The 12,496-nt window shown below is 52.1% G+C and carries 14 protein-coding genes; 4 read left to right on the top strand and 10 right to left on the bottom strand.

Features of this window, described 5'->3' with window-relative positions:
• Positions 1 to 162: 162 nt before the first annotated feature.
• From glmS to cdaA, 4 genes are all read right to left on the bottom strand, one after another.
• Complete coding sequence (gene glmS / locus N4599_RS03855; RefSeq protein WP_062814023.1) at positions 163 to 1,983, bottom strand: glutamine--fructose-6-phosphate transaminase (isomerizing); 1,821 nt, start codon at positions 1,981 to 1,983, stop codon at positions 163 to 165.
• Between the two features lie 246 nt (positions 1,984 to 2,229).
• Entirely contained in the window at positions 2,230 to 3,585 is a 1,356-nt protein-coding gene (gene glmM / locus N4599_RS03860) for a phosphoglucosamine mutase (RefSeq protein WP_191363249.1), read from the bottom strand.
• A gap of 12 nt (positions 3,586 to 3,597) precedes the next feature.
• Positions 3,598 to 4,443 carry a CdaR family protein gene (locus tag N4599_RS03865; protein WP_191363248.1) on the bottom strand — a complete coding sequence of 282 codons (846 nt, stop codon included), beginning with the start codon at positions 4,441 to 4,443 and terminating at the stop codon, positions 3,598 to 3,600.
• Positions 4,430 to 5,281: a diadenylate cyclase CdaA gene (gene cdaA, locus N4599_RS03870; protein ID WP_191363247.1), complete on the bottom strand. Its 852-nt coding sequence runs from the start codon at positions 5,279 to 5,281 to the stop codon at positions 4,430 to 4,432. Before cdaA ends, N4599_RS03865 begins: the two co-directional genes overlap by 14 nt.
• Before the next feature lie 101 nt (positions 5,282 to 5,382).
• Here cdaA and N4599_RS03875 point away from each other — a divergent pair, with 101 nt between their 5' ends.
• On the top strand, positions 5,383 to 6,042 hold the full coding sequence (locus tag N4599_RS03875; protein ID WP_191363246.1) for a DUF1361 domain-containing protein: 660 nt from the start codon (positions 5,383 to 5,385) through the stop codon (positions 6,040 to 6,042).
• 116 nt (positions 6,043 to 6,158) lie between these two features.
• On the opposite strand, the gene murB is transcribed toward N4599_RS03875, so the two are convergent.
• A complete protein-coding gene (gene murB, locus N4599_RS03880; protein ID WP_260902114.1) occupies positions 6,159 to 7,052 on the bottom strand; it encodes a UDP-N-acetylmuramate dehydrogenase in 894 nt (297 codons plus the stop codon).
• 120 nt (positions 7,053 to 7,172) lie between these two features.
• Here murB and N4599_RS03885 point away from each other — a divergent pair, with 120 nt between their 5' ends.
• Positions 7,173 to 7,709: a 3'-5' exonuclease gene (locus N4599_RS03885; RefSeq protein WP_003714093.1), complete on the top strand. Its 537-nt coding sequence runs from the start codon at positions 7,173 to 7,175 to the stop codon at positions 7,707 to 7,709.
• Positions 7,710 to 7,732: 23 nt separating this feature from the next.
• Complete coding sequence (locus N4599_RS03890) at positions 7,733 to 8,155, top strand: PAS domain-containing protein (RefSeq protein WP_191363243.1); 423 nt, start codon at positions 7,733 to 7,735, stop codon at positions 8,153 to 8,155.
• 247 nt (positions 8,156 to 8,402) lie between these two features.
• On the opposite strand, the gene N4599_RS03895 is transcribed toward N4599_RS03890, so the two are convergent.
• The 4 genes from N4599_RS03895 to N4599_RS03910 form a co-directional block, all read right to left on the bottom strand.
• On the bottom strand, positions 8,403 to 8,888 hold the full coding sequence (locus N4599_RS03895) for a GNAT family N-acetyltransferase (RefSeq protein ID WP_003714136.1): 486 nt from the start codon (positions 8,886 to 8,888) through the stop codon (positions 8,403 to 8,405).
• Positions 8,889 to 9,347, bottom strand: coding sequence for a tRNA (adenosine(37)-N6)-threonylcarbamoyltransferase complex ATPase subunit type 1 TsaE (tsaE, locus tag N4599_RS03900; protein WP_260902118.1), 459 nt, complete (start codon positions 9,345 to 9,347; stop codon positions 8,889 to 8,891).
• A gap of 122 nt (positions 9,348 to 9,469) precedes the next feature.
• Positions 9,470 to 10,441, bottom strand: coding sequence for a phosphate acetyltransferase (pta, locus tag N4599_RS03905; protein ID WP_191363241.1), 972 nt, complete (start codon positions 10,439 to 10,441; stop codon positions 9,470 to 9,472).
• 25 nt (positions 10,442 to 10,466) lie between these two features.
• Positions 10,467 to 11,189: a uracil-DNA glycosylase gene (locus tag N4599_RS03910; RefSeq protein ID WP_191363240.1), complete on the bottom strand. Its 723-nt coding sequence runs from the start codon at positions 11,187 to 11,189 to the stop codon at positions 10,467 to 10,469.
• A gap of 150 nt (positions 11,190 to 11,339) precedes the next feature.
• On the opposite strand from N4599_RS03910, the gene N4599_RS03915 reads away from it, so the two are divergent.
• Positions 11,340 to 11,888, top strand: a complete 549-nt coding sequence (locus N4599_RS03915) for an LURP-one-related/scramblase family protein (protein ID WP_260902122.1) — start codon at positions 11,340 to 11,342, stop codon at positions 11,886 to 11,888.
• A 181-nt stretch (positions 11,889 to 12,069) separates the two neighbouring features.
• On the opposite strand, the gene N4599_RS03920 is transcribed toward N4599_RS03915, so the two are convergent.
• Entirely contained in the window at positions 12,070 to 12,495 is a 426-nt protein-coding gene (locus N4599_RS03920; protein WP_260902124.1) for a class I SAM-dependent methyltransferase, read from the bottom strand.
• Between the last annotated feature and the right edge of the window lies 1 nt (position 12,496).

Genomic DNA, 12,496 nt, shown 5'->3' on the forward strand with positions numbered 1-12,496 from the left:
ATTAGAAGGTAAATACTTAATACCTTGCAACTATTATGATAGCGGTTACACGGTAATAAGTCAACAGTAAATCCTAAAAATGTCAATTTAAGAACCGTTTTTAAACCAATAAAGAGCCGGAGAGCGCTGTCAAACAGCACCTTCACCGACTCTCTTAAGTTTTTATTGAACAGTAACGGACTTGGCAAGGTTCCGGGGCTTATCTACGTCCAGTCCCTTCCCCAGGCTAGTGTAGTAAGCCAGCAACTGCGCCGGGATGACGCTCAGCAACGGCGTCAGCACCTCATCAACATCCGGCAGGACGATGGTGTCATCTTCCTGGGCCAGGTGGCGAACAACGATCGTAATCGTGCTTGCACCCCGCGCCTTGGTTTCATCCAGGTTGCTCCGGGTCAAGCCCGCGGTCCGGTCCTGGGTAATAATCCCGATTACCGGAGTCTGGTCTTCAATCAAGGCAATCGTCCCGTGCTTGAGCTCACCGGAAGCAAAACCTTCTGCCTGAACGTAGGAAATTTCCTTGAGCTTGAGGGCAGCTTCCAGGGAAACGGTCCAGTCAATTCCCCGGCCAATGTAGAAGGCATTCCGTGGCTTTGACAGGTAGCGGGCCGCCACCTCTTCCAGCGTCTTCTTGCTATCGGTAATGGATTGCATCCCGTTAGCAACTAAGCCCAGCTGGTGCTTAACATCAAAGTCCTTCGCCGCCTGCTTAGCAAGGTATTCACCAAGGGCCTTGGCGAGGATGGCTTCCACGGCGATTTGTGCCGTGTAGGCCTTAGTAGAAGCCACCGCAATCTCAGGACCAGCGTAGAGCAGTTCCGTAAAGGTCGCCTCCCGGGAGAGGGTTGACTTATCCACATTCGTAATGGTCAGGCTCGGCCAGTTATTCTTATTGACGTTTACCAAGACCTGACGGCTATCCGCGGTTTCCCCACTTTGGCTGAGGAAGATGAAGAACGGCTTCTTTGACAGCAGCGGCTGTTCGTAGGCAAATTCAGATGAGATATGAACGGTCGTTGGGACCCCGCAGAGACGTTCAAAAATCCGGGCGCCAACTAAACCAGCGTGGTAGCTGGTTCCAGCACCAATGATGTAGAGGTGGTCCGCCTCCGCCATTGCCTTCAGCAACTCCGTGTCGATGTGAGGCTGGTCATCATCGCCAAAGTATTCCTGAACCAGCTTCCGCATTACGGCAGGCTGTTCATCAATTTCCTTCAGCATGTAGTATGGGTAAGTCCCCTTATCAGCCGCGTTTTCATCCATGTCCACGGTGAAGGTATCCCGCTGCTTTTCGTTCCCGGAGAAGTCCTTGATGGTAACATGATCCGGCTTAACAATCACTAGCTCGTGGTCTTCAATTTCCATGAACCGGTTGGTCTGCTTGATCATCGACATCGCGTCAGAGCCGACCATGTTGTAGCCATCAGCCAGGCCAACCAGCAACGGGCTCTTGTTCTTAGCCACGTACAGGGTATCCGGCTGTTCCCGGTCCATCAGGACAAAGGCATAGGAAGAATCATCACTGATCAGGCGCAGCACCTTCAACAGGGCCGCTTCCGTCGTCATCTGATCCTGCACGACAAACTTGTCAACCAGTTGAACCACCACTTCGGTATCAGTCTGACTGGCAAAGTGGACGTCCGCCAAATACTCCTTCTTTAGTTGAGCATAGTTTTCAATCACCCCGTTGTGGACGAGGTAGAAACGGTCATCTTGAGAGTATTGCGGGTGCGCGTTAGCCTCGTTTGGCTCCCCGTGGGTTGCCCAGCGGGTGTGACCAATCCCGGCCAAGCCATGGACGTCATCCGTCAGTGCTGCCTCCAGATTGCTAATCCGTCCCGGGCGCTTGACCAAGTAGTCATGGCCATTTTGGTCGTTGACGTAGACCCCAGCGGAATCGTAACCACGATATTCCAGCCGTTTCAACCCTTCGATCAAGATTGATAAACTGTTGTCAGTACCTGTAACTCCAACAATTCCACACATATTAATTCCATCCTTTTTTAGTTAGCATTTAATTCGTTGAATTGGTATAGATATCTCCGAAATAGCTACCTTTCGCGTAACTGTATTGTATAGTACAAGTTTTAAAAATATTTGTCAATCGGTTGCACTTAATTGGTCTAGCTCCGCTGAAATTCCCTAATCCGCCCCATACCGGGACACAATGAGCTTTAAAATAGCAAAGAGGCTGGAAGAAATTTCTTACCAGTCTCTTGCTAGTTTTAACTATTATTCAACTTCCAGTTCTGCTCGGGCAACGTCGCCGATCTTTTCCACGTACTGGTGAACCAGTTCTTTAGTCGGCGCTTCCGCCATAATCCGCAGCAGCGGCTCAGTTCCGCTTGGCCGGACCAGGACCCGCCCGTTGCCAGCCATCGCCGTCTCAACTTCATCAATGACTGCCCGCAGCTTGTCATTTTGCATGGCAGCGCCCTTGTCGGCCACCTTGATGTTCAACAGTTCCTGTGGATAAGTGGTAACGTCACTCGCCAATTCAGCCAGGGTCTTCCCGCTTTCCTTCACTACCGAGAGGAGCTGAAGGGCGGTCAGCATCCCATCACCAGTTGTGTTGTGATCAAGGAAGATAATGTGGCCCGACTGCTCGCCACCGAGGTTGTAGCCGCTCTTTAACATTTCTTCAACGACGTAGCGGTCGCCAACCTTAGTCTTAACGCTCTTCATCCCGTGCGCTTCCAACGCCTTGTACATTCCCAGATTGCTCATTACGGTAGTTACGACCGTATCCTTCTTCAACAGCCCTTTGCTATCCATGTATTTCCCACAAATGTACATAATTTTGTCGCCATCAACGATGTTACCAGCAGCATCAACGGCGATGCAACGGTCCCCATCACCATCAAAGGCAATTCCGAGGTCCGCCTGGTTTTCCACCACAGATTCTTGCAGGCCCTCAGGATGGGTCGACCCGCAGTGCAGGTTGGTGTTCAGGCCATCCGGCTGGGCATTGATGGGAACGAAGTCAACGTTCATGTCCGCAAAGAGGTTCGGCACAAACCCGCTCGTGGCCCCGTTAGCAGCGTCCACGACCACTTTGAGGCCGCTCAAATCGGTCGAAACGGTCTGTTCCAGGAAGGAAGTGTACTTCAATGCCCCCTCATGGTAGTCGGCCACCATCCCCAAGCCTTCATCAGACGGCCGTGGCAGGGTGTCTTCCGGGGCGTCAAGCAGCTGTTCAATCTCGTATTCCAGTTCATCAGACAGCTTAAAGCCGTCCCCACCAAAATACTTAATCCCGTTGTACTTAATCGGGTTGTGGCTAGCGGTGATCATGACTCCCGCGTCCGCGTCCTGAGCCCGGACCAGGTATGCTACTCCCGGAGTCGTGACCACACCGAGCCGGAGGACTTCAATTCCAACGGATAGCAGGCCGGCGACCAGGGCATTTTCCAGCATTTGACCAGAAATCCGGGTGTCCCGTGCCACTAGGACTTGGGGCTGCTTCCGGTCTGAATGACGGGTCAAGACGTAACCTCCCGCCCGGCCAACCCGAAAGGCCAGTTCGGGGCTCAAGTCTTTATTTGCCACCCCACGAACACCATCTGTACCAAAATATTTAAGTTTCATCATTTTTCTCCTTTAATCGTTTGTTGAATACGAACTGCTGTCGGCATCGCTGTCAGCAGTCTGATTATTCCCCCGGCTAGTCGAAGCTGAATTGCTCGACCGGGAGTCGCTTGTGCTATCGCTGCTCGATGCTGAATCATTGCCCCGGCTAACCGGAATCGTGACGCCAGTTACCTTCGGCATGATGACCACGTTCAGCGTCTGGCCGTTCTTATCAACCGCCTGCAGGGTCACCTGCCGTTGGAAGGTTCCCTTAGCGTCATTTGGAACTGCCACGAAAGCAATTACCCGGCTGACCCGGTTGACCTCTTCCCGCGAGCCAGTTACCTGGACCACGTCAGTATCAATCCGTGGGCGGCCAACCGTATAGCCATTTTCGAGGTCGTGGTTGCTCAACCGGACGTCCACTCGCATATTGATTGTCTTGCGGGGCTGGATATTAACCTTAATATACCGTGGCTCGGTCACCGCGTGCAAGTCTGAATTAAGGCCGCTGGTCTTCACCGCCACCCGGTGCTCTCCTGGTGCAAGGTCATTCAAGTCAGCATACACCCGAAAATTCTGGGTATTGCTCGTCGTCGTGACTAAGGCGGACGGCCCGCTGACCTTAACCTTCACGTACTGGGGGTAGCCGGTCACAACGTAGCGGTCGTTATCAACCGTAATGTTGAGCGGCATTCGAATGCTAGCTGTCCGGTCGGACATCAAGGCACTGTTTTCATTGCTATCCCGGGTGTTTTGCCGGAGGAAACCGTTTTTGCTCCCGTTCACGTAAATAAACAGGAAAATCGCCAGAATCAGCGAGAGCAAACGCAGCACCCACCGTCGGCTAAAGATTCCATCATTATTTCTGTTCATGACGGCCACCTCCCCGACGTCCAAACTTAGCATAGAGCTTAGTCAGCAAATTATCCCTGTGCTGGGGCTCGTGCTTGTAGAGCTGGGCCCGCAGGAACTTCAGGTAGTCACTCTGCGACATATTGCGAATCAATTCATTATCCTTGGTGATGGAAATTTCACCCGTTTCCTCAGAAATTACAATCGTGAGGGCGTCCGTCACCTCGCTGATTCCGACCGCGGCCCGGTGCCGGGTTCCCAGTTCCTTGGGAATCAGCTTGCTGTCCGAGAGGGGAAGGTAGGCGGCCGCGACGGCAATCCGGTTATCCTTGATGATGACCGCCCCGTCGTGCAGCGGTGTATTAGGGATAAAGGTGTTGATCAGCAAGGCCCCAGAAATATCGGCGTCCAGCGGAATCCCGGTTTCAATATATTCTTCCAGACCGGTATTCATCTGGATACTGATCAGCGCTCCAATCCGCCGCTTTGACATATACTGGATTGCCTGGTCCAGCTGCTTGATCAACTCTTCTTCCGTTTCGTTAGTCGTCTGGTGAGCGGTAAAGAACGACCCGCGTCCTAAGTGCTCAAGTCCCCGCCGAATTTCTGGCTGGAAGATAATCACAATCGCAATTACCCCCCAGTTAATGACCTGATCCATCAGCCAGGAAACGGTACTCAGCCCGACATACCAGCTGACTACCTTTACCAGGATAATTATCAGAATCCCGCGGAAGAGCTGGACCGCCCGGGTCCCCCGAATTAAGATCAGCAATTCATAAATCAAAAACCAGATTACGAGGATATCAATCAGGCGAATTAAGTTTTGCCACGTCAGAAGTGAAACAATAAACTGCATAGCATCTTCACCATCCTCTAAATTCACGTTCATATTATATCATTTTAAGGGATAAAAATCTGTTATCCTGGAAGTATCAACTTAGCAAAGGGAGCATCCTTATGAAACAGTCCACTTTCTGCTGGCTTATCCGGCTTTATTTCTGGTCCTTGATTATCTTATTAGCAGTCTTCGTCAAACCACCCTATGATTTCATGGCTTTCAACACCTTTCTGGGCTACCTGCCAATTGAAATCGGGATGCTGCTGCGCCGGTTCAATGACTGCCGCGCGTTGGCCTTCTGGGTGCTTTTAGTCATCTGGCTCCTCTTTTATCCTAACGCACCCTATGTTTCGACGGATCTTTTCCACCTCTCCTGGCTCCATCCCCACACTAACGTCACCGGGATTCTCAAAACCGACCCGGTCATGTGGCTGATTTTTGCCATGATGCTGGTCTGCGCGCTTTCCTGTCTGATTCTCGGCACCATCAGCCTCGACCATACCACCCGCCAGCTCACCCAATTGACCAGCCCGCACCATCCCCGTCTCCAATACTGCTGGCTCGTCCTCTTCATGCTGACCGCCAGCACAGGCATTTACATCGGCCGCTTTTTGCGGCTCCACTCCATCTACCTTCTGTTTACCCCCTCCTGGTTTTTCAAGCAACTCTGGGGGATCTGGTCCTGGCCGACGGTGGAATTTATTTTAATCCTGACGGGAATGCAGCTGATTGTCTACTGGCTCCTCAAACTTACCCAGCAGGCCAGCAAAATGATCTAACCCCCGACATATTTTAAGCTAAATGACCCCCAGAACCGGGCAAAAGCCAGGTCCTGGGGGTCATTTTTGCTAGCGACCGGTTGCCATAACGGTTAGCCAGCGCACTTGATTGTTATCTAATTGCGGCCAATAATCCGGACTTCAGTCTGCAGGCTCACGCCGAATTTTTCCTTGACCGTTTGCTGGACGTGGTGGATCACCGCCACGTAATCACTCGCAGTTCCGTGGTCAATATTAACAATAAAGCCAGCGTGCTTGGTCGATACCTGAGCACCACCTGCCGTATACCCTTGCAGGCCCGCGTCGTGAATCAGCTTACCGGCAAAGTAGCCCGTGGGCCGTTTGAAAACACTCCCGCAGGATGGCAGGTCCAGGGGCTGTTTAGCAGCGCGCCGGGCGTTCAATTCATCCATCTTTGCGGCGATTTCATCGTGGTCACCGGGTTGGAGACTAAAGGTGGCGTCGAGCACGACCCCATGGTTATCCTGCACACTGCTGTGCCGGTAGCCAAAGTCTAATTCTTCATTAGTCAGCCGTTTAATCGTGCCGTCGGGCAGCAGCACGGTGGCACTCTCTACAACTTCCTTGGTTTCACCACCGTAGGCCCCAGCATTCATAAAGATGGCTCCACCGATGCTGCCAGGAATCCCTGCCGCAAATTCTAGCCCAGTCAGGCTGTGGTCCCGGGCCGCAATTGTGGTCTCGATGTAGGCGGCGCCGGCCTCGGCAGTGACCCGGTTGCCCGTCACACTGATCTTATTCATCCGCGTCAAAATCAGTGTCAGGCCCTCGATTCCGCCATCACGAACAATTAAATTACTGGCGTTGCCAAGCACGGTCAGCGGCAGCTGGTGGTCATTAGCGTAAGCCACCAGTGTCTGGACCTCTTCCACATTTTTAGGGAAGGCCAGCCAATCAGCCGGACCACCAGTGTGGGTATACGTGTAGTGCATTAACGGTTCGTCCTGCTTGATTTCAATCTCCGGGAACTCTGTCATCATATTAGCCATTATTATTCCTCATCCTAGTTCATAAATTTGCTTACCCTGATATTGTATCATTTAATTGCAAAAGCAGGCGGCCATTTGTACAATTAAGCTATTAACGGTCTACTAAGGAGGCAGAATTGAATGAATTTTATTGCAATGGACTTTGAGACGGCCAGCGCGAAACGGTACAGTGCCTGTTCACTTGCCCTGACCATTGTCCGTGACAATCAAATTGCCGATGAGTTCTACACCCTCATCAACCCCCAAACCCCATTCTTCTGGCGTAACGTCCAAATTCACGGCATCCACGAACGCGATGTCGCTGACGCTCCCACCTTCCCTGAGGTTTGGGAACACATCAAGGGCTTCTACACCCCCGAAAAGCTGGTAATTGCCCATAACAACCGCTTTGATAACGGGGTCCTCAAGAGTACCCTCGAGCACTACGGAATTGAGCCGCCAGCCTACCAAACATTGGACACAGTTGTCAGCAGCCGGCGGCTTTTACCAGGTTTGAGCAACTATAAGCTCAACACAGTCTGCGATGCCCTCAACATTGACTTGCATCACCACCATAACGCACTCGATGACGCGCAGGCCTGTGCCAATATCCTGCTGTACCAGGGACAGCACTTTGGCAGCCAGCGCCTGCGGCCGTTCATCAAGATGGTTGGCTAGAATAATAAAGGAGAATGATTACGATGGCAGAAATTCCATTACATGGCGGGGCCTTAACGATTACCCAGCTCAACGCCATTTTTACTACGATTCCGGTCGAATTCGACTTCATTGACGAAAACGACATTGTCCGTTGGTCATCGGCAAACCGGCACCGGTTATTCAAACGAACCGATGATGACCTCGGCAAGCACGTCTTGGAGGTTCACCCCGGCCACAGCCAGGGACGGGTGAAGCAGGTTTTGCATGAAATGCACAGTGGTGACCGTGATTCCATCAAGGTCCTGATCCACTACCACAAGCGTCCCATTAGCATCGCCTTCTACGCCCTGCACGACGACCAGGGCAAGTACATCGGCTGCGTTGAAGTCACCCAGCCGGTCGACGACATGCAGGAACGGGGTTCCCTCTTGCGGAACATCAAGCAGATGTTTAACCGCCACTAGCCCCTCAGCCTCCAGGGCGGTCACGTGATGTTGTTAAACCATTCGTACCTACCACGAGGGCCTGAGAATTAACTCAGTCTCTTTCCTGTTCTAAAGATAAAAATGCAACAACGCAGTGGCTGGCAGTTCACACGCTGATCAATCAGCATTTGACCAACCTAAATAGGCTAGCTGCGCGTCCAAAGACAAACACCCAAAATCAGCTTGCTAGCCGATCCTGGGTGTTTTTTCTCACTCTCTCGTTTTCCTAATTTTGGTATTCCATTTCTAAGACTTTCCGCTGGCCGTCCCGGTGTTGCCCGGTTTGCCGGAAGCCGAGTTTTTGGTAGAGGCGGATTGCCGGAACGTTTTCAGCAAATACTGTCAGCACCAGCCGCTGGAGGCTGCTGTAATTCTGGAACCAGTATTCGGCCTCCCCCACTAATAGTTGGCCAATACCATTGCGCCAGTATGGTTTAGCAACCACTACGCCGAGTTCGCCTGCATTCGGCTGCTTTTCCAAGACCATGACCGTCACAATCCCAATTGGCTGGTTTCCTAACATTGCCAGCATGATCACACAGTCGTCAAAACTGTTAATCATTTCAATATTGCGGCGTTCCTGCTCTGCCGTTACATCGGCCAGGTGCGGAATTAATACGGCATCGCTCTCCGTAGCTGCTTGGCGGAGGAAGTCGAGAACCTTTGCCGCATCGTCGGCCGTCGCCAGTTTGATGTGCACTTCATCAGCCATTTAAGCCACCACATCGGCTAGCAGCTTTTGGAAGTGGGCCCCATGGGGTTCAAATTCCAGGACCCGCTTATTTTCGTCAGCCGTCCGCTTAAAATGAATCGCTAAAAAGTCGTCTGGCAATTCATTCTCAACAAATTCAGCCCATTCAACAACACTGACCCCATCGCTGTCAAAGTATTCTTCCAAACCCAGGTCTTCGCCACCACCGTTTTCCAGGCGGTAGGCATCCATGTGGTAAAGGGGCAGGCGCCCATCGTGGTATTCGTGGATGATCGTAAAAGTCGGGCTCTTGATGATATCCGGAATCGCCAATCCCTGGGCCAGGCCCTTGGTAAAAGTGGTCTTGCCAGCGCCCAGGTCACCATCGAGCACCAGGACATCACCAGCGGCCAGCCGTGCGCCAATCGCTTTGCCCAGCGTAATCGTGGCCTCCCGGCTGTCCATTTCAACTGTCTGCATTGTACTCACCTCAGTAAAGTTATTGCTTGTCCCTATTGTAGCTTATCGGCAATGGGAACACAAAAAATCCGGAATTGGCCTTCACCAGTTCCGGATTTTTTAGTGCGTAACTTAATTATTATTTATGCCCGAGCCGCCGTAATCAGGGCAACCTTGTAAACGTCATCCTCGTTGCAGCCCCGCGACAAATCGGCAATTGGGGCGTTCAGTCCTTGCAGGATTGGACCCACCGCGGTAAAGCCACCGAAACGCTGGGCAATCTTGTAGCCAATGTTCCCAGCTTCCAGGCTTGGGAAGATAAAGACGTTGGCGTGACCGGCAACCTTGGAATCAGGTGCCTTTAATTCACCGACCTCTGGAACAAAGGCCGCGTCGAATTGCAATTCACCGTCGGCAGCAAGGTCTGGTGCCAGTTCATGAACCTTCTCCGTGGCTTCGGCAACCTTGGTAACCATGTCGCCCTTGGCCGAACCCTTGGTAGAGAAGCTCAGAAGAGCCACCTTAGGGTCAATCCCAAAGAGCTTAGCCGTTTCGGCACTCTGGACGGCCACTTCAGCCATCGTTGGCGCATCTAATTCAATGTTGATCGCACAGTCTGCAAAGATGTACCGTTGGCCGCCCTTGAGCATCAGGAAAGCCCCGCTAATCCGGTGAGAACCGGGCTTCGTCTTTACAATTTGCAGAGCTGGACGAACGGTCGAACCAGTGGAGTGGACCGCCCCGGAAACCATCCCGTCGGCCTTGCCCATGTAAACCAGCATGGTTCCAAAGTAGCTAACGTCCTTGAGCATTTCTTCTACCTGCTCAGGAGTGTTCTTGCCCTTGCGCCGTTCCAACAAAGCATCAAACATTGCTTGCTTGTCCGCTGCCGGGTACTCAGCAGGGTCTAAAATCGTCAGGGCAGAAATATCCCAACCATTTTCCTTGGCAGTTGCTTCAATTTCACTCCGCTTGCCGAGTAAAATTGGCTTGAGCAGACCATCTTGTTGCAGACGAACAGCAGCACCAAGGACCCGTTTGTCTTCCCCCTCCGGGAAAACGATCGTCTTGTTTTGTCCCTTTACCTTGGCAGCAATCTCTTCAAATAATTCCATTATGCAAGTACCTCCTCAATTGATTCTAAGCATTTTTCGGCAGCTGATCCGCTGGGCCTTCATCAACTTCCGGGTTTGCCGGCAGTTGCCAATCAATCGGCTTTTCTCCCATCGCCTGAAGTGCTTCATTGGTCTTGGAAAACGGTCGTGACCCAAAGAATCCGCGGTTAGCCGACAGCGGGCTCGGGTGGGGCGACTCCAGAATAATGTTGGTGTTCGTATTAATCAGCTTCTTCTTGTCCCGTGCGGCCCGGCCCCACAGGATGAAGACAACCGGCTGGGGCCGTTCGGACAGGGCGTAAATTGCCGCGTCCGTCAGCTGCTCCCAGCCGTGTCCCCGGTGAGAGTATGCCTGCCCCGCCCGAACCGTTAAGACGGAGTTGAGCAATAGCACGCCCTGGTCAGCCCAGTGCTTGAGGTAACCATGGTTCACCGGCTGAAAGCCAACGTCGCTCTGCAGTTCCTTATAAATGTTTTGCAACGAGGGCGGAACCGCTACCCCCGGTAAGACAGAGAAACTGCAACCATGGGCCTGATGGGGACCGTGGTAGGGATCCTGTCCCAAAATCACGACCTTGACATTGTGAAAGGGAGTCCACTCGAACGCCTCAAAGATATGGTGCATCTCCGGGTAAATCGTCCGGTGCGTGTACTCCGTTTTCAAGAAATCATGCAGCTGTGAATAGGACTGGCTTTCAAACTGGGGCTTCAAAACATCCCACCAGTCATTGTGGATTAATTGTTTCATGACTATTTTGCACCTCGCTTTTTATTTTATCATATCTGATTTACTGGTAACAGAGGAACTGAAAACGCTTTTGCAAGGGTCCAGATTAGTCATTTGCTGACCAAGCTGGTAGAATAGGTTTAATAATTAATCAAGGATGGTGGTGACTTCGTGCGGCAGTTGTATCTTCGGGATCATTCGACGGACCTTCATGGAACAACGATCATTCGGGACCAGCAGGGGCAGTCCCGGTACCTTCTCGCTGGCAAGTGGGGGTTACACCATGATGTTCTCTCCCTCTATGCGATCAATGGGGCCCTCCTCGCTGAAGTCAAGCAGCTTTCGCTCGGCTTACTGCCAAAGTTTGCCCTTTATCAGCACCGCCAGCGGGTCGGCATCGTTGGGAAATCCTTTGGCTTTGTCCGCCAGGTGATTTACATTCGGGGCCTAAACTGGATTATCGTTGGCTCGCCGCTGGGCAACCGCTACCGGGTCTTTGGCGGCGGCCGGCTCGTTTTTGCTATCAAACCTGTCCAGCTCACCGGCACCTACTACCATGAGCTCCAGGTGGAACGCGAAGCAGATGAACCCCTAGCAATTTTAATTGCCAGTGTGCTGGACCACTGGGCCCGCGGTGGACAGGTCAACCGGCAGCGCGTCAGTTTTACCAACCGGTCACTTGAAGGCGATCTGGGAATGAACTTTAAAATCAAACAGTAAAGTTAAGACTAGGCTGGGAGAAATCTCAGCCTCTTAGTTATTTTAAAATAAAAATTCAACAACGCAGAAAGACGAACACCGCCAACCAGCTGGTCAGCCGGTTGGCGGTGTTTGTCTCATTCTCTGAGTTTTTTTATTATATTCACGCTTCTCCACAACCGTCCTGCTCCCGTATCTCCGCCTACTTCTCAGCAACCAGGATCCGGGTCGGCAGCCAGCCCCACAGGCCATTAAACCCGGCCCGCTTAACACTGACCTGCCGGCAATTTTGCTCGTTTAAATAGCGCTTAAATTCGCCGACATGTTCCAAATCAATAATAACCAAGTAGCCAGCCGGCTTGAGGACCCGCAATGCTTCACGGAGAGCTAGCTCGCGCTGCGCCCGGGGTTTGACGTTATGGATCGCTAAACTAGCAAAAACATAATCAAAACTTTCATCGTCAAAGGGCAGTTTGGTCATATCAGCAGTTTTGATTTCGGCAACATTACTGACCCCAGCCGCTTCAATATTTTGCTGTGTCGCGGTAAGGGAGTTACTCGACTGGTCAGCAGACTTCCACAGGTCGATCCCCACCACTTTGCCAGGGCGCTGAAGTTTGCCCGCCACC

The sequence above is a fragment of the Limosilactobacillus oris genome (genome assembly GCF_025311495.1).
GTDB lineage: Bacteria > Bacillota > Bacilli > Lactobacillales > Lactobacillaceae > Limosilactobacillus > Limosilactobacillus oris_A.

Excerpts from the sequence above, each read along its gene's own strand:
- glmS (WP_062814023.1), bottom strand. The coding sequence starts at position 1,983 with ATGTGTGGAATTGTTGGAGTTACAGGTACTGACAACAGTTTATCAATC.
- glmM (WP_191363249.1), bottom strand. The coding sequence starts at position 3,585 with ATGAAACTTAAATATTTTGGTACAGATGGTGTTCGTGGGGTGGCAAAT.
- N4599_RS03865 (WP_191363248.1), bottom strand. The coding sequence starts at position 4,443 with ATGAACAGAAATAATGATGGAATCTTTAGCCGACGGTGGGTGCTGCGT.
- cdaA (WP_191363247.1), bottom strand. The coding sequence starts at position 5,281 with ATGCAGTTTATTGTTTCACTTCTGACGTGGCAAAACTTAATTCGCCTG.
- N4599_RS03875 (WP_191363246.1), top strand. The coding sequence starts at position 5,383 with ATGAAACAGTCCACTTTCTGCTGGCTTATCCGGCTTTATTTCTGGTCC.
- murB (WP_260902114.1), bottom strand. The coding sequence starts at position 7,052 with ATGGCTAATATGATGACAGAGTTCCCGGAGATTGAAATCAAGCAGGAC.
- N4599_RS03885 (WP_003714093.1), top strand. The coding sequence starts at position 7,173 with ATGAATTTTATTGCAATGGACTTTGAGACGGCCAGCGCGAAACGGTAC.
- N4599_RS03890 (WP_191363243.1), top strand. The coding sequence starts at position 7,733 with ATGGCAGAAATTCCATTACATGGCGGGGCCTTAACGATTACCCAGCTC.
- N4599_RS03895 (WP_003714136.1), bottom strand. The coding sequence starts at position 8,888 with ATGGCTGATGAAGTGCACATCAAACTGGCGACGGCCGACGATGCGGCA.
- tsaE (WP_260902118.1), bottom strand. The coding sequence starts at position 9,347 with ATGCAGACAGTTGAAATGGACAGCCGGGAGGCCACGATTACGCTGGGC.
- pta (WP_191363241.1), bottom strand. The coding sequence starts at position 10,441 with ATGGAATTATTTGAAGAGATTGCTGCCAAGGTAAAGGGACAAAACAAG.
- N4599_RS03910 (WP_191363240.1), bottom strand. The coding sequence starts at position 11,189 with ATGAAACAATTAATCCACAATGACTGGTGGGATGTTTTGAAGCCCCAG.